Origin of the sequence: Burkholderia sp. THE68 (assembly GCF_009938265.1) — a bacterium.
GTDB lineage: Bacteria > Pseudomonadota > Gammaproteobacteria > Burkholderiales > Burkholderiaceae > Caballeronia.
Window position 1 is genome coordinate 601,490 of sequence record NZ_AP022319.1, and the last position, 15,209, is coordinate 616,698.

Below are 15,209 nucleotides of genomic sequence, written 5' to 3' on the forward strand. Positions count from 1 at the left end.
GTGCAATCATGCGACTCGTGTTCGGCAGAGCGCGTGAGAAAAGGATGCGGATCCGAATGGGCTTCAGACATGCAATAGCACTGGCGAGCCTGATGCTGGCTTGCGCTTCGTCGCTTGCCGCGACCCTCGCGATCAATGTCGGCGGCGAACGCTCGCTCACGACCGATCAGTTGCTCGCGCGCCCCGACGCCGCCACGATCCGCGTGCCGAACGACGTCACGTTCCACCGCACGATGACGTATCGCGCGGTGCCACTGCGCGCGCTGCTCGGCATCACGACATTGCCCGAAGGCAAGGAGTTGCAGATCACCGGCACCGATGGCTTCGTCACGCACCTGTCGGCGAAGTTGCTCTTCGGCGCCGCGAAGCAGCGCGCCGAACCGTGGCTCGCGATCGAACCGCCCGACGCGCCGTGGCCGCAAGCGCCGGGCATCGGCGATATCGGTCCGTTCTATGTCGTGTGGATCGATCCGGGCGCGTCGGGCGTCAGCAGCGAGCAATGGCCCTTCAAGGTCGATGCGATCCGCATCGCGCCGACGCTCGCCGCGCGGTTTCCGCAAATCGCCGTCGACAAGAGCGTGCCCGCCGATTCGCCGATTCGCCGCGGACAGACCGTGCTCGCGACGCAATGCATGGTCTGCCACAAGATGAACGGCGCGGGCGATGCCTCGATGGGCCCCGACCTCAACCTCCCGCACAACCCGACCGAATACTTCCAGCCGTGGGTGCTGAAGTCGTTCATCCGCAATCCAAAGTCGATCCGCGCCTGGCCCGACATGAAAATGCCCGGCTTCGACAAAAGCGCCATCAGCGACGGCGATCTCGACGCCGTCATCGCGTATCTCGGTTACATGGCGAAACACCGGAAGTAAGCGGGCACTGCGGGAAATCCCCACGTTTCATCGCGTCAACATTGCATACAATGTTGACGTTAGTCATTGAAACGGACGCATCGTGCCGCATATCGAGCCAGTTTTGCATACAATCCCGCCCGAAGCAGCGCGTTCCGCGGACGACGTCTATGTCGCCATCAAGGACGCGCTCGCCGGCGGGCAGTACGGCGCGGGCCAGTATCTGCGCGAGGAAGTGCTGGCGAGAAGCCTCGGTGTGAGCCGCACGCCCGTGCGCGAAGCCTTGCGCCGGCTGGATGCCGAAGGCTGGGTCGAAACGCGCCCGAACTACGGCGTGCGCGTGAAAGCGTGGACCTTGCAGGACGCGCGCGAGATCTTCGAGGCGCGCCTTCTGATCGAGCCGTATCTCGCCGGGCGCGCGGCGCTTTCGATCGGCGCATCGGATATTGCGCGTCTCAAAGACCTGGCCGATGCGATGCTCGCCATCACCCAGCATCCGACGACCGCCGAATCCTGCGAAGCGTGGTTCACCGCGAACGGCGAATTCCACGCGATCATCACGGCCGCCGCGAACAACGCGCGTCTCGACCGCTCGCTCAGGTCGATGAAGGAAACGCCGCTCATCAAATGGACGTTCGACACCTACGACGACCGCGACCGCGAGCGCAGCGCGCGTCAGCACTTCGAAATCGTACTCGCGCTCGAACAGCGCAACGCCGCGTGGGCGGAAGCCGTCACGCGCTGCCATATCCTCGCCGCCGAAAAGGCGGTGCTCGACCGCCACGACAGGGAACATTCCGCGTTCCAGCCTTGAGCGGTTCGAGTCATAACAGCATCGACACGGAGACACGACATGGCGGCCACAGACAGCATGACGATCAGCACCGTAAACGCGGGTCCCCGCCTCGACCGATTACCGATCTCGGGCTTTCACAAGCGCGTGTTATGGCTGATCGGCGCGGGCATGTTTCTCGATTCCTTCGATGTCTATCTCGCGGGCGGCGTGCTCGGCGCGCTCTCGAAGACCGGCTGGTCGACGATGCAGCTCAACGCCGCGTTCCTCTCGTCGACCTTCATCGGCATGTTGATCGGCGCGTTTACCGCGGGCGTGCTCGGCGATGCGAAAGGCCGCAAGTTCACCTATCAGTTCAACCTCGCGGTGTTCGGCCTCGCGTCGCTGGCGGGCGCGTTCGCGCCGGACATGACGTGGCTCATCGTGTGCCGCTTCTTCATGGGGCTCGGCCTGGGCGCGGAGATCGTCGTCGGCTATGGCTCGGTCGGCGAGTTCATGCCGCCCGCGGTGCGCGGCAGATGGTCGGCGTATCTGTCGCTGATCACGAACTCGGCGCTCTTTTTCTCGACCTTCCTCGGCTATCTCATCATTCCGACGATCGGCTGGCGCGCGATGTTCGCGATCGTCGGCGTGGGCGCGATGGCCGTCTGGGTGATCCGCAAGAAGATGCCCGAGTCGCCGCGCTGGCTCGAATCGAAAGGCCGTTACGAGGAAGCCGAAGCGATCCTGCGCGCCGCCGAAGAAGAGTCGTCGCGCCACGCGCCGCTGCCGCCCATCGACGATACGCCGCGCACCGTGACGAAGAAAACCACCCTGCTCGAACTCTTCTCGCCTTCGCAGATTCGCCGCACGTTTGTGTCGATCGTCGTGCAGATCGCGATCAACATGGTGATCTACGGCTTCATCGTGTGGGTGCCGACGTTCCTGATGAAACAGGGCGTGGGCATGGCGTCGTCGCTCGGCTATTCATCGCTGATGGCGCTCGGCGGGCCGGCGGGCGCGCTGTTGGGCGTACTCGTCGCCGACCGGATCGGCCGCAAGAACGGGCTGATCGCGGTCGCGGTGCTGGCCGCGGTGATCGGCTGGCTGTATGGAAATTCCACCGGCGTCGCGATGGCGACGCTGCTCGGCTTCCTGCTTTTCACGCTGACGTATCTGATGGTCGCGCTCGGCATCGCGACGTACATTCCCGAGCTTTTCGCCACCGAGAACCGCATGCGCGCGAACGGCATCGCGGGCTGCGCGGGGCGCATCACCGGCATTTTCGCGCCGCAGCTCGTCGTCGTGATGTACGCGGCGGGCGGCGTGAAGGACGTGCTGTCGATGATCATCGGCGCGCTCGTCGTGATGGCCGTCGTGCTGGCGATGTTCGGCATCGAGACGAATCGCCGTTCGCTGGAAGACATCGCGCCAACGCCTGCCACCGATGACGCGCTCGCGGCAGCGGCGCTGTCGCGCGAATCACATCGTTGAAACTTTCCAAGGAAATCGTCATGAGCGTTACGCATGCAGACAAGCGTCAGGCACTGAAAGCGCGATTCGCGCGCAAGGAGATCGTCACCGCGCCGGGCATCTTCGACATGATCTCCGCGAAGATGGCCGACTCGATGGGCTTCGAATGCCTCTATATGACGGGCTTCGGCACGGTCGCGTCCTACCTCGGTCTGCCGGACGCGGGGCTTGCGACCTATACCGACATGGTCGATCGCGTGGCGGCGTTTTGCGGCGGCACCAACACGCCGATGATCTGCGATGGCGACACGGGTTACGGCGGATTGCTGAACGTCGCGCATACGGTGCGCGGTTACGAGCAGGCGGGCGCGGCGGGCATTCAGCTCGAAGATCAGGAGTTCCCGAAGAAATGCGGTCATACGCCGGGGCGGCGCGTGATCGCGCTCGAAGACATGGTGCGCAAGATCAAGGTCGCGGTGGAAAGCCGAAGCGACGGCAATTTCCAGATCGTCGCGCGAACCGACGCACGCACGTCGCTCGGGCTCGATGAAGCGTTGCGTCGCGGCGAAGCTTATGCGAAGGCCGGCGCGGATGTGTTGTTCATCGAATCGCCGGAGAGTGTCGAGGAACTGGAGAAGATCGGGCGCGCGTTCGACATGCCGCTGCTCGTGAATGTCGTCGAAGGCGGACGCACGCCGCAGCTTGCGCCCGAGGAATTGCAGAAGCTCGGCTTTTCGCTGGCGATTTATCCGGCGTCGGGTTTTCTGTCTGTCGCGAAGGCGCTCAAGGATGTCTATGGCGAGATTCTCGCGCGCAAAGGCACGATGAGCGCTTCAGCCGCGATGTATCCGTTCCCCGAGATGTGCGAGTTGATGGGATTCCCGGAAGTGTGGGCATTCGACCGGGCGCACGCGGACTGACGATATCCGCCCTCACGCGAGCGCCGCGACGCAGTCGATCTCGATGTCGAAGCCGCCCGGCCACGCCGGCACGTTGATGAAGATGCGTGCCGGCGGATTCGGTCCGAAGAAGCGTCCGTAGACGGCGTTCACGACAGGAAACGCATCCACGGACGTGCAATAGACATTGCACTTCAACACCTGATCGAGCGACGAACCCGCCGTCTCGACGCACAGCTTCAACTGCTGAAGCACCAGTTCCGTCTGCCGTTCGATGGTTGCGTTCGCAACGACTTCGCCGGTTTCCGGATCGAACGGTGGAAAGCCCGAAACGTAGACCGTATCGCCGTGACGGGCGACCGCGGACGTCGGCGCCTTGAATCGTTCGAGCCAGGTCGAAAGCGGTTCGACGCGGATGAGTTCGCGAGCCATGTGCATGTTCTCCTTTGCGTAAGGAACTATCCGCGCTCGTCGAATATTCCGTTGAGGTCATTGCCCGCCGCCGCGTCCTTGAACCCGTCGAAGCGCCCTTCGCCGAGTCCCTGCGCCGCGCGGATGAACCCGCCCCACGCCGCCCGCGCGAGTCCCCCGCCGACGCTCACGCGCCGCACGCCGAGCGCGGCGACATCGCTCAAAGTGAATTCGGATACGCCGCCGATTAGCAGATTCACCGGCTTCGGCCCGACCGCCTTGACCACCGCCTCGATCTGCTCGCGTGTCTTGATGCCCGGCGCGTAGAGGCAATCCGCGCCCGCATCGGAATAGGCCTTGAGACGCGCGATCGCATCGTCGATATCGGGCTTGCCTGCGAAGAAATTCTCCGCGCGGCCGACGAGCAGCGTGTCGCCGCCGCTTTCATCGATCGCGCGCCGCGCCGCCTTCATGCGCGCCACGGCGACATCGACCGGAAAGAGCGGCGCCGCTGCATCGCCTGTCGAGTCTTCGATCGACAAGCCCGCGACGCCCGTTGCCACCGCCAGCTTCACGCTCTGCGCGACTTCCTCCGGCGTCGCGCCGAAGCCGCTTTCGAAGTCAGCGTTCACGGGCAGGTCGGTCGCCTCGACGATCTCGCGCAAGTGCGCGAGCACGGCGTCGCGCGTCACGTGGTTATCCGCGTGACCGCGCGACCAGGCGAAACCGGAACTCGTCGTCGCGAGCGCCTTGAAGCCGAGTGTCGCGAGATAACGCGCGGAACCGACATCCCAGGGATTCGGCAACATGAAACAACCGGATTCGTGCAGCGCGCGAAAAGCCGCGCGTTTCTCGGCGACGGTGCGGGGCATACGGGTCTCCTGTCGATCTGCGAGTCGGAATGTAGACGATACTCGATCGCGCAAAAACGCGCTGACCACTAAGTCTCTCTTAAGCAACCGCCCACTACGCTTGACCTCTTTCCCATCCCATGAGAAACGACATGGAGCACGCAAAGCATGCACTCACCAAGGTTCCGGAGCTGACGCTCGCGTTCTGGATCATCAAGATCGCGGCGACGACGCTCGGCGAAACCGGCGGCGACGCGCTTTCGATGTCGATGAATCTCGGCTATCTGATGAGCACGTTCATCTTCGCGGCGGTTTTCGTCGTCGCGGTGATCGCGCAGATCAGGGCGGACCGGTTTCAGCCCGCGCTCTACTGGATCACCATCATCGCGACGACGACCGTCGGCACCACGCTCGCCGACTTCGCCGACCGCTCGCTCGGCATCGGTTACGCGGGCGGTAGCGCAATCCTGCTCGCGCTGCTGCTTGCGTCGCTCGTGGTGTGGCATCGCGTGATGGGCTCGGTATCGGTATCGACGATCGCATCGCCGAAGGCCGAAGCGTTCTACTGGGTGACGATCATGTTCTCGCAGACGCTCGGCACCGCGCTCGGCGACTGGACCGCCGACAGCGCGGGCTTCGGCTACACGGGCGCGGCGATGATCTTCGGCGGCCTGTTGCTGCTGATCGTGCTTGCGTACTACTTCACGGAGGTGTCGCGCACCGTGCTGTTCTGGAGCGCGTTCATTCTGACGCGGCCACTCGGCGCCGTGGTCGGCGACTTTCTCGACAAGCCGATCGCGAACGGTGGACTCGCGATGAGCCGCTATGGCGCGTCGATCGCACTCGCGATGTTCATCGTCGTGTGCGGGTTGTTGTTCAGGCAACGGGCAGCGCGCGTGGCGCATTGAGGTATCGCGCAAAAAAAACGGCGGTCCCGAAGGACCGCCGCGCTTCTGCTTGCTTCTGCTGCTACTTCTTCAGATCGAAACGATCGAGGTTCATCACCTTGGCCCAGGCCGCGACGAAGTCCTTCACGAACTTCTCCTGCGCATCGCTGCTCGCATAGACTTCGGCGAACGCGCGCAGCACCGAATGCGACCCGAAGATCAGGTCGACACGGCTGCCGGTCCACTTGCGCTGACCCGTCTTGCTGTCGCGCCCTTCGAACACATCGCGGGCCGACGACATCGGCTGCCATTCCGTGTTCATGTCGAGCAGGTTGACGAAGAAGTCGTTCGTCAGCGTTTCGGGCTTGTCGGTGAAGACGCCATGCGTGCCCTTGCCGGACCCGTTCAGCACGCGCAATCCTCCGATGAGCGCGCTCATCTCCGGTGCGGTCAGCGTCAGCAGTTGCGCCCGGTCGATCAGCAACGCTTCGGAAGGCACGCGCACGTTGGACTTGATGAAGTTGCGAAAACCGTCGGCGACCGGTTCGAGCGCTCCGACCGATTGCACGTCGGTCTGGTCCTGCGAAGCGTCCATGCGGCCCGGCGTGAACGGCACCGTGACTTTGTGACCGGCCTTCTCGGCGGCTTTTTCGATCGCCGCGCCGCCCGCCAGCACGATCAGATCGGCTATCGAGATCTTCTTGCCGCCGGATTGCCCGCCGTTGAATTCGCCCTGAATCCCTTCGAGCGTCTTCAACACCTTCGCGAGTTGCTCTGGCTCGTTCGCTTCCCAGTCCTTCTGCGGGGCGAGGCGAATGCGCGCACCATTGGCGCCGCCGCGCTTGTCGGACCCACGGAACGTCGATGCCGATGCCCACGCCGCCGACACCAGTTCGGAGATCGACAATCCCGACGCCAGCACTTTCTGCTTGAGCGCCGCGACCTCTTCATCGCCGACCAGCGGATGATCGACTTCCGGAATCGGGTCTTGCCACAGCAGTTCTTCCGACGGCACTTCAGGCCCGAGATAGCGCGCCTTCGGACCCATGTCGCGGTGCGTCAGCTTGAACCACGCGCGGGCGAAGGCATCGGCGAACTGGTCGGGGTTCTCCCAGAAACGCTTCGAAATCTTCGCGTATTCCGGATCGAAGCGTAGCGACAGGTCCGTCGTCAGCATGGTCGGCTTGATCTTCTTCGACGGATCATGCGCGTGCGGCACGGTCTCCGCCGAATCCTTCGCGACCCATTGATTCGCGCCCGCCGGGCTCTTCGTCAGTTCCCATTCGTGTCCGAAGAGGCTTTCCCAGAAGCCGCTGCCCCACTTCGTCGGCGTGGTGGTCCAGGTGACTTCGAGACCGCTCGTGATCGTGTCTGCGCCCTTGCCGCTGCCGTAGCTGCTCTTCCAGCCGAGGCCCATGTTCTCCAGATCGGCGGATTCCGGCTCGGGGCCGACGTTGTCCGCCGGACCCGCGCCGTGCGTCTTGCCGAAGGTGTGTCCACCGGCGATCAGCGCGACGGTTTCCTCGTCGTTCATGGCCATGCGCGCGAAGGTCTCGCGGATGTCGTGCGCCGCCGCGAGCGGATCGGGATTGCCGTCCGGGCCTTCCGGGTTGACGTAGATCAGACCCATCTGCACTGCGCCGAGCGGGTTCTCCAGATTGCGGCCGGCGTCGGTGCGGCTGACTTCCTCGCCGTGTTTCTGGACATCGGCGGTGATCACGCCCTGATCGTCGTCGTTGCCCGCCGCGCCCTTGCCGTAGCGGACATCGCCGCCGAGCCAGGTCTTCTCATTGCCCCAGTAGACGTCCTGATCCGGCTCCCACGTGTCCTCGCGGCCGCCCGCAAAGCCGAAGGTCTTGAAGCCCATCGTTTCGAGCGCGACATTGCCCGCCAGAATGATGAGGTCGGCCCAGGAAAGTTTCTGGCCGTATTTCTGCTTGACCGGCCAGAGCAGACGCCGCGCCTTGTCGAGGCTGACGTTGTCCGGCCAGCTATTGAGCGGCGCGAAACGCTGCTGGCCGCGCCCGCCGCCTCCCCGGCCATCGCCGATGCGGTAGGTGCCCGCGCTGTGCCACGCCATGCGGATGAACAGCGGACCGTAGTGGCCGAAGTCGGCGGGCCACCAGTCCTTCGAATCGGTCATCACCGCTGCGAGGTCCTGCTTGACCGCGGCGAGATCGAGACTCTTGAATGCTTCGGCGTAGTCGAAACCCGTATCCAGCGGATTCGACTTGCCGGAATGCTGATTCAGCAGATCCACCCGTAGTTGCCGCGGCCACCAGTCGCGGTTCGTCGTTCCTGTGCCGGCGGCATGCGTAAACGGGCACTTCGATTCGTTCGACATGCGTTATCTCCTTGCGAGGACGTACCCACTAGTTTTTCTACTACTCACTTCCAAGGCGTCAGGCTTGCGTGCGTTCCGTGCTGCACGAACCTGGTCCAGAAAGGGTTGTCGCGGCGCGCGGCGGACGAGCGCGACTCGTCCCGGCAGCCTTCCTCATCTTGAAAAATACGTGAGAGCGACGTTCAATAGAATGCGATTTTTGCAATGCCGCCGATAGGTGACGGCTATAAGCCGACGGCGCTTTCGAGATGCGCGTGCTTGTTGCACTGCGGGATGACGAGCGACGCGTCATGGCGCGATGGGCCGGCGTGCCTGACTTCGATTCGTCATGAAAGCTCCTTCCAGAGGGTGTAGGGATCGGGCTCGACGGACCAGCGCAACTCGTCGCGCGTGTTTCGCGCGGATGGGCAGGGTCTTTCAGTCTAGCAGCGTCTCGGTCGGTTGGCAGACGGAATGCGCGGGACGAGGACCGCGTCCAGTCGTCCGTTCGGGAAATGGTCGGAAATGGTTGCGTGTTGGAGGATTTGACAACACATCAGGGTGTTGTCAAAATGTCCAACACAAAGGCCAGTCTCATTGCGAAGGTACGCGAGGCGTATTCGCACAATGCGTTCGTCGTAACCATATGGCACGTTCCGCGGCCGGTACCGGGATGTACGCATGCGTACAAGTACAGGCTTGCGTACGTCGTATCGAAGGCGATCACCGCCATTTCGTCGACGGTGAAACGGCTTATGAATTTACTTCCATCGGGCAGCTTTATTCAGATTTCCTAACCGATGTGAAGCTCTGGAACAGATGGAGGTTGAGATGATGAAGACCGTCACGATTGGCATCGCTTCACTGGAAGAGGTCGGCGAAAGGGTCTTGGCGGCCGTCAAGAGCGGCAAGTTCCAGGGTCACTTCTTCTCCTACGCCACCCCCGAACTGCTCTTCCGCACCTTCACGACCTCACGCTGGCAGATCATCCGGGCGATGACCGGCGCCGGCCCCATGTCCATCCGTGAGCTCTCGAGGCGAATCGAACGCGACGTGAAGGGTGTGCATCGCGATGTCACGGCGCTCCTCGAAGCCGGCCTGCTGGAGCACGACGAGCACGGCGCCATCGTGTTTCCGTTTGACACCGTGCATGTCGATTTCACGCTGAAGGCAGCCGATCTCGCACCGCCCGCCGCCACGGCACGCAAGGCGCTCGCTCCCGCCATCGATGAAGTTCACGAGCAGGCGCCGCGCACCCCGCGTCGACGCGCGGCGCCGCGCAAGCGCGAGCCTCGCCCGGCAGGCAGCCGCTGACGACCGCCCGACTCAGCTCCAGTCGTCCATGTCGTGCCGGATGCTGTGACGATTCGCGATGAGTTCGTCCACGCTCGGCTCGTTGTTCATCGCGCGCTGAATCGCGAGCTTCGTCGCCTCGTAGTTCGTGCGATACATGTCCTTCTTGTCGAGGTTCGCGTCCGTCGCGCAGCGCGGATCGATCCACACGAGGCTGATGATGCACAGATCGTTCGCCTGATCCTTCGGCAGGATGCCTTCGATCAGGCAATCGACCACGGCATCGGCGGTCGCGGACTGCACGACGCCGCCGAACAGGTCGATATTGCCCATGTCCTTCAGCGTCACCTTCGGAACGATCATCGTCGCGGGGCGCACCATCTGATTGCACGCGCGAATCGCGAACATGGCGGTGTGGCCTTTCGACTGCGCCATCATGTTGGCGAACGCGTGGCCCACCGGCCCGTCGACGCGGCCAATCAGAATTTCCGGCATTGCATCGGTCGCTTGTCCCGGGGCGGCCAGCACGGTTGCTTCGCCGGCACGGAACGTCAGATCCAGACTCATGAGCACTCTCCTTTTGGGGCGGAACGATGTTTCGATAAACCGAAGGGACGTCCACACGCAAGGACGATGCCATCGCCGTTGCCCGGGGTTCCATCCCACGCTCACGACAGACTGCTCCCGCCGCGTGACACACTGTGCGGGACGGCGTTTTCCCTGTCCTCCCTGTTTCGGGTGGGGGTGCGGTTCGCCACGCGCCCTTAACGTGGCAAGCGTGCGGCATGCGCTACGAGCGAGCGCGGCCGAACCTGACTTGCACCCTGCGGCGCGCCGCTGCGCGCCCATCATCGAGCCGACCAGGACCATGAATTCACTCGACGGTTACAGGCCACGCGCGGCGTGGATGACGACCCTGATGCTGACGGCGCTTGCCCTCATCAACTTCCTCGACAAGATCGTGCTCGGCATGGTTGCCGTGCCGCTCATGCGCGAACTGAACCTGTCGCCGGCGCAATTCGGCGTCGTCGCGGGAAGTTTCTTCTGGCTGTTCGCCGTATCGACTGTACTGGTCGGGTTCCTCTCGAACCGGATCCAGACGCGCTGGCTGCTGCTCGCGATGGGCATGATGTGGGCCGTGCTCCAGATTCCGCAGGCGCTCTTCAGCAGCATGGCGGCGTTTCTCGTGAGCCGCGTCGTGCTCGGCGCGGCGGAAGGTCCGTTCTATCCGGTGTCGGTCCACGCACTCTACAAATGGTTTCCCGACGAAAAGCGCAACATGCCGGTCGCGTTTCTGAATCAGGGCGCCGTCGTCGGCCTGCTGCTCGCAGGGTTGCTGATTCCGGTCATCACGCATCACTGGGGCTGGCGGACCAACTTCATCGTGCTCGGCATCATCGGCGCGGTGTGGAGCGTGCTGTGGCTGGGCGTCGGACGCGAGGGCAATCTCGTGCAGCGCGCGCGCGGGCCCGCGAGCGCGCCGCTTCAGAAAGTGCCCTATCGCAGGCTGCTGAGCAACCCGACGATCCTCTGCGTGTTTTTTCTCGGCTTCGCCGGCTACTGGATGCTCGGCGCGAACATGACCTGGCTGCCGACCTATCTGGAGCAGGCGCTCGGCTACTCGGGCATCACGTCGGGACGTTGGTTCGCGCTCGTGATCGCCACGGCGGCGCCGTTCAGTCTCGGGCTCAGCTGGCTGTCGCAGCGCATGCTCGCGCGGGGCGCAACGTCACGCAGTGCGCGCGTGCGTTTGCTGTGTGCGGCGTTTGTGGGCGGCGCGTGTCTGTTCTTTGCGTTGATGTTGCCGGGTCTTTCGCCTGGCCAGAAGGTCGCGGTGTTCGCGCTGGCGGGCGCGTTGCCTACCGTGTGTTTTGCGCTCGCGCCTGCGCTGTTGTCGGAAGTCGTGCCGGATGCGCAGCGTGGCGCGCTCATCGGTATTCATACGGCGCTTGCGAGCACGGGCGCCGCGATCGCGCCGATGCTGATTGGCCGGATCGTGCAGGCGCACGGAAGTACGAGCGCGCACGCGTACGAACTCGGTTTCGCTACGAGCGCGGGCATGTTGATTGTCGCTGCGCTTGCGGCCTTGCGTTGGTTGCATCCGGAGCGGTCCAGGGGCGGTTCGCGGGAACGGATCGCTACTACGGCCGCCTGAGGGCGCAGCTATGGCGGGTTTCGCCGGATCCGGCGAAGAACCTACCGCGAAACCTTCGCACGATAAGCAAACCGGTCCCCACGAAACACCAGCTCGGCGCAACAAAGCGCATTGCCCTGGATATCGAATGGCGTACAGCGTACGCGCAATAGCGGCGTCCCCGGCTCAACTTTCAGCCGCCGGGCGTACTCCTTGGTGGCGGCGATCGCCGCGCTCTCCGTTTCGACGTGTTTGAGCCGATAGCCAAGCCGCTCCTCGAAGATGCTCATCACGTCGTTCGTCTCGAGATCCTCGGCGACGAGCGCGTCGATGAGCGCCGCGTCCCCCATCACCATGAACAGCGCCACCGGCACGGCATCCCACAGCCGCAGCGTCGTCGCGCACACGAGCGAGTCGCCTTCCTCGAGGCCAAGCGAGCGCACCGCAAACGGCGGCGCCGCAACCTGCCGCACCGACAGCAACTCGCCGTGCGCCGTCTGGCCACGCTTGCGCGCCGCCTCGTAGAAGCCCGTCAGTTGCCCGAGGTCCGAGCGCTCGGCAGGACGCGTAACGAAACTCCCCTTCCCGTTGATCTTCTCGATCAACCCGCTCGCATGCAGACCCGCGAGCGCCTGCCGGATCGTGATGCGGCTCACGCCGTGTAGCGCGACGAGCTCGGCTTCCGACGGAAGCTTCACGCCCGGCGCGAGATCGTTTGAGACGATCCGCTGCCGCAACGCGTCTTCGATCTGCTTGAAACGAGGCTGTGTCATGGCGCCTTCTTTTCCTGTTCGATGGACGGCAACGATAGCGACGATTGTAGCTGTCATGACAGGCTAGGGGTTTTGCCCGGTATACCTGTTATGACAGGTGGTGCGACGATGCCAACGAGCGTCGCCGCTCGCGAACCTCCTTTGGCGACGTCCGATCCACAGGAGAACACCATGCTGCAAGCCGTTCCGGCCGCCGAAGAGCGCAATGAAAACTGGCCCTTCACCGTCGAGCGCGCGACTCCGGCGATCGGCGCGTATATCGGCGGCATCGATTTGCGCGAGCCGCTCGGCGAACCGGCCTGTCTCGCGCTGCGCCGCGCGCTCATCCGCTACAAGGTGCTGTTCTTCCGCGACCAGGACATCACGCCGGCGCAACACGTCGCGCTTGCGCAGCGCTTCGGCAAGCTGGAAGTGCATCCGGTCTTCGCCCATCACCCGGATCATCCGGAACTCGTCCTGTTCGACAAATCGGGCGAGAAGCGCGGCCACGAAAACATCTTTCACAGCGACGTTTCGTGGCGCGAAGTGCCGTCGATGGGCTCGATCCTGCGTTGCGTCGAATGCCCGAGCGTCGGTGGTGACACCATCTGGGTCAACATGGCGCTCGCGTATCAAAAGCTGCCCGAGGACGTGAAGACGCGCATCGCGAATCTGCAAGCGGTGCACGACATGCTGCCGCTGTTCGGCAAGGTTCTGTCGCCCGAGCAGCGCGTGAGCGTGCGCGCGCGCAATCCGCCAGTCACGCATCCGGTCGTGCGCGCGCATCCGGAATCGGGCGAGAAGATTCTCTTCGTGAACGAAGCGTTCACTACCCACTTCGCCAATTACGCCGATACCACTGCGTTCCGCTTCGGCTTCGATCTCAAGCTGGCCGAGATGGACCTGCTCCAGTACCTGTTCCGGCAGGCCGCCGCGCCGGAATATCAGGTGCGCCTGAAGTGGGAACCCAACACGATCGCCTTCTGGGACAACCGCGCGGCCCAGCACTACGCGGTGCAGGACTATTACCCCGCCGTGCGCCGCATGATGCGCGCGACGATCATCGGCGACCGTCCGGTCTGAGCGCGTCGCCGCGCAATGGAGAAACCATGAAAGACTTGAGCAGGTTCTATATCGGCGGACGATGGGTCGAGCCGGCCGTCGGCGGGCGCTTTGCCGATATCGTCAATCCCGCGACGGAGGAAGTCGTCGGCCGCGTGGCGATGGGCACGAACGCCGATGTCGAGTCCGCGGTCGCGGCCGCGCGCGCCGCGTTTCCCGCCTGGTCGCGCACGAGCGTCGAGACGCGCGCGGCGTTGCTCCGACGCGTGATGGCGCTGTACAAGGAGCGCATCGGCGCGCTCGCCGACGCGATCACCACCGAAATGGGCGCGCCGTCATGGCTCGCGCGCGAAAAGCAGGCGCCCGCCGGGCTCGGCCAGTTTCACGGCACCCTGACCGCGCTGCAAGGCTTCCCGTTCGTCACCGAACGCGGCGCGACGCAGATCGTGCGCGAGGCCATCGGCGTTGCGGCGCTGATCACGCCGTGGAACTGGCCGCTCAACCAGATCGCCGCGAAGGTCGCGCCCGCGCTCGCGGCGGGCTGCACCATCGTGCTGAAGCCATCGGAGATCACGCCGCTCGACGCCGAACTCTTCGCGCAGATCATGCACGATGCCGACGTGCCTGCGGGCGTGTTCAACATGCTCTACGGCGATGGCGCCGAAATCGGAGGCGCGCTCGCCCGGCATCGCGGCATCGACATGGTGTCGATCACCGGTTCGACGCGCGCGGGCGTCGACGTCGCGCTGAAGGCCGCGCCGACCGTCAAGCGCGTGACGCAGGAGCTGGGCGGCAAATCGCCGAACGTGATCCTCGACGACGCCGATCTGCAAAGCGCTGTAGCGGGCGGCGTGATCGCCTGCATGATCAACTCCGGCCAGACCTGCATCGCGCCCACGCGCATGCTGGTGCCGAAGCATCTGTACGCGCATGCCGTCGCGATTGCGGCAGCGACGGCGAACGCGCTGACAGTCGGCGATCCGACGCTGCCCGACACCAAGGTCGGCCCGATCTCGAATCGCCGTCAGTACGAGCGCGTGCAGCAGATGATCCAGCAGGGTATCGACGAAGGCGCGACGGTCGTGGCGGGCGGCCCCGGCCGTCCGTCGACCCTGACGCGCGGCTTCTACGCGCGCCCGACCGTGTTCGCGAACGTGCATAACGACATGAGCATCGCGCGCGAGGAAATCTTCGGGCCGGTCGTCGTGATGATTTCGTACGCGACCGAGGACGAAGCCATCGACATCGCCAACGATACAGATTTCGGGCTCGCGGCCTATGTGTCGTCGGCAGACCCGGCGCGCGCGCGACGCATGGCCGCACGTCTGCGTGCGGGCGCGGTGATGCTCAACGGCGCGACGCTCGACCTGAACGCGCCGTTCGGCGGCTACAAAGCTTCCGGCAACGGCCGCGAGTTCGGCGAGCACGGCCTGTCCGAGTTCCTCGAAACGAAGTCGATCGCGGGCTGCGTGTAAGTGAATCGCCCCGCGTCGGCGTATTG

The 15,209-nt window shown here is 64.2% G+C and carries 14 protein-coding genes; 9 read left to right on the forward strand and 5 right to left on the reverse strand.

The window, feature by feature from the left end; translation table 11 throughout:
- Positions 1–56: 56 nt before the first annotated feature.
- The 4 genes from BTHE68_RS31300 (at position 57) to BTHE68_RS31315 (ending at position 4,016) form a co-directional block, all read left to right on the forward strand.
- Positions 57–872, forward strand: coding sequence for a cytochrome c (locus BTHE68_RS31300; RefSeq protein WP_162070170.1), 816 nt, complete (start codon positions 57–59; stop codon positions 870–872).
- A gap of 103 nt (positions 873–975) precedes the next feature.
- Complete coding sequence (locus tag BTHE68_RS31305) at positions 976–1,665, forward strand: GntR family transcriptional regulator (protein WP_232078295.1); 690 nt, start codon at positions 976–978, stop codon at positions 1,663–1,665.
- 39 nt (positions 1,666–1,704) lie between these two features.
- Positions 1,705–3,117 carry an MFS transporter gene (locus tag BTHE68_RS31310; RefSeq protein WP_162070172.1) on the forward strand — a complete coding sequence of 471 codons (1,413 nt, stop codon included), beginning with the start codon at positions 1,705–1,707 and terminating at the stop codon, positions 3,115–3,117.
- A gap of 20 nt (positions 3,118–3,137) precedes the next feature.
- Complete coding sequence (locus tag BTHE68_RS31315; protein WP_162070173.1) at positions 3,138–4,016, forward strand: isocitrate lyase/PEP mutase family protein; 879 nt, start codon at positions 3,138–3,140, stop codon at positions 4,014–4,016.
- Positions 4,017–4,028: 12 nt separating this feature from the next.
- Here BTHE68_RS31315 and BTHE68_RS31320 read toward each other — a convergent pair whose 3' ends face one another.
- Together BTHE68_RS31320 and BTHE68_RS31325 are read right to left on the reverse strand one after the other, a co-directional pair.
- Positions 4,029–4,427 (reverse strand): RidA family protein, encoded by a 399-nt coding sequence (locus BTHE68_RS31320; RefSeq protein WP_061177458.1) that lies wholly within the window; start codon positions 4,425–4,427, stop codon positions 4,029–4,031.
- 26 nt (positions 4,428–4,453) lie between these two features.
- Positions 4,454–5,278 (reverse strand): isocitrate lyase/PEP mutase family protein, encoded by an 825-nt coding sequence (locus tag BTHE68_RS31325; protein ID WP_162070174.1) that lies wholly within the window; start codon positions 5,276–5,278, stop codon positions 4,454–4,456.
- A 131-nt stretch (positions 5,279–5,409) separates the two neighbouring features.
- On the opposite strand from BTHE68_RS31325, the gene BTHE68_RS31330 reads away from it, so the two are divergent.
- The gene (locus BTHE68_RS31330) at positions 5,410–6,165 is read left to right on the forward strand and encodes a COG4705 family protein (RefSeq protein ID WP_162070175.1); all 756 of its coding nucleotides are present in this window, start codon (positions 5,410–5,412) and stop codon (positions 6,163–6,165) included.
- Positions 6,166–6,226: 61 nt separating this feature from the next.
- On the opposite strand, the gene katG is transcribed toward BTHE68_RS31330, so the two are convergent.
- On the reverse strand, positions 6,227–8,488 hold the full coding sequence (gene katG, locus BTHE68_RS31335; protein WP_162070176.1) for a catalase/peroxidase HPI: 2,262 nt from the start codon (positions 8,486–8,488) through the stop codon (positions 6,227–6,229).
- 810 nt (positions 8,489–9,298) lie between these two features.
- On the opposite strand from katG, the gene BTHE68_RS31340 reads away from it, so the two are divergent.
- Entirely contained in the window at positions 9,299–9,781 is a 483-nt protein-coding gene (locus tag BTHE68_RS31340; RefSeq protein ID WP_353622673.1) for an HVO_A0114 family putative DNA-binding protein, read from the forward strand.
- Positions 9,782–9,793: 12 nt separating this feature from the next.
- On the opposite strand, the gene fae is transcribed toward BTHE68_RS31340, so the two are convergent.
- Positions 9,794–10,327 carry a formaldehyde-activating enzyme gene (fae, locus tag BTHE68_RS31345; RefSeq protein ID WP_162070178.1) on the reverse strand — a complete coding sequence of 178 codons (534 nt, stop codon included), beginning with the start codon at positions 10,325–10,327 and terminating at the stop codon, positions 9,794–9,796.
- 301 nt (positions 10,328–10,628) lie between these two features.
- On the opposite strand from fae, the gene BTHE68_RS31350 reads away from it, so the two are divergent.
- Positions 10,629–11,915: an MFS transporter gene (locus BTHE68_RS31350; RefSeq protein ID WP_162070179.1), complete on the forward strand. Its 1,287-nt coding sequence runs from the start codon at positions 10,629–10,631 to the stop codon at positions 11,913–11,915.
- A 41-nt stretch (positions 11,916–11,956) separates the two neighbouring features.
- On the opposite strand, the gene BTHE68_RS31355 is transcribed toward BTHE68_RS31350, so the two are convergent.
- Positions 11,957–12,667 carry a GntR family transcriptional regulator gene (locus tag BTHE68_RS31355; RefSeq protein ID WP_162070180.1) on the reverse strand — a complete coding sequence of 237 codons (711 nt, stop codon included), beginning with the start codon at positions 12,665–12,667 and terminating at the stop codon, positions 11,957–11,959.
- Positions 12,668–12,838: 171 nt separating this feature from the next.
- Here BTHE68_RS31355 and BTHE68_RS31360 point away from each other — a divergent pair, with 171 nt between their 5' ends.
- A complete protein-coding gene (locus tag BTHE68_RS31360; protein ID WP_232078297.1) occupies positions 12,839–13,729 on the forward strand; it encodes a TauD/TfdA dioxygenase family protein in 891 nt (296 codons plus the stop codon).
- 26 nt (positions 13,730–13,755) lie between these two features.
- Complete coding sequence (locus BTHE68_RS31365) at positions 13,756–15,183, forward strand: aldehyde dehydrogenase family protein (RefSeq protein ID WP_162070182.1); 1,428 nt, start codon at positions 13,756–13,758, stop codon at positions 15,181–15,183.
- The last annotated feature ends 26 nt before the right edge of the window (positions 15,184–15,209 follow it).

Excerpts from the sequence above, each read along its gene's own strand:
- BTHE68_RS31300 (WP_162070170.1), top strand. The coding sequence starts at position 57 with ATGGGCTTCAGACATGCAATAGCACTGGCGAGCCTGATGCTGGCTTGC.
- BTHE68_RS31310 (WP_162070172.1), top strand. The coding sequence starts at position 1,705 with ATGGCGGCCACAGACAGCATGACGATCAGCACCGTAAACGCGGGTCCC.
- BTHE68_RS31315 (WP_162070173.1), top strand. The coding sequence starts at position 3,138 with ATGAGCGTTACGCATGCAGACAAGCGTCAGGCACTGAAAGCGCGATTC.
- BTHE68_RS31320 (WP_061177458.1), bottom strand. The coding sequence starts at position 4,427 with ATGGCTCGCGAACTCATCCGCGTCGAACCGCTTTCGACCTGGCTCGAA.
- BTHE68_RS31325 (WP_162070174.1), bottom strand. The coding sequence starts at position 5,278 with ATGCCCCGCACCGTCGCCGAGAAACGCGCGGCTTTTCGCGCGCTGCAC.
- BTHE68_RS31330 (WP_162070175.1), top strand. The coding sequence starts at position 5,410 with ATGGAGCACGCAAAGCATGCACTCACCAAGGTTCCGGAGCTGACGCTC.
- katG (WP_162070176.1), bottom strand. The coding sequence starts at position 8,488 with ATGTCGAACGAATCGAAGTGCCCGTTTACGCATGCCGCCGGCACAGGA.
- BTHE68_RS31340 (WP_353622673.1), top strand. The coding sequence starts at position 9,299 with ATGATGAAGACCGTCACGATTGGCATCGCTTCACTGGAAGAGGTCGGC.
- fae (WP_162070178.1), bottom strand. The coding sequence starts at position 10,327 with ATGAGTCTGGATCTGACGTTCCGTGCCGGCGAAGCAACCGTGCTGGCC.
- BTHE68_RS31350 (WP_162070179.1), top strand. The coding sequence starts at position 10,629 with ATGAATTCACTCGACGGTTACAGGCCACGCGCGGCGTGGATGACGACC.
- BTHE68_RS31355 (WP_162070180.1), bottom strand. The coding sequence starts at position 12,667 with ATGACACAGCCTCGTTTCAAGCAGATCGAAGACGCGTTGCGGCAGCGG.
- BTHE68_RS31360 (WP_232078297.1), top strand. The coding sequence starts at position 12,839 with ATGCTGCAAGCCGTTCCGGCCGCCGAAGAGCGCAATGAAAACTGGCCC.
- BTHE68_RS31365 (WP_162070182.1), top strand. The coding sequence starts at position 13,756 with ATGAAAGACTTGAGCAGGTTCTATATCGGCGGACGATGGGTCGAGCCG.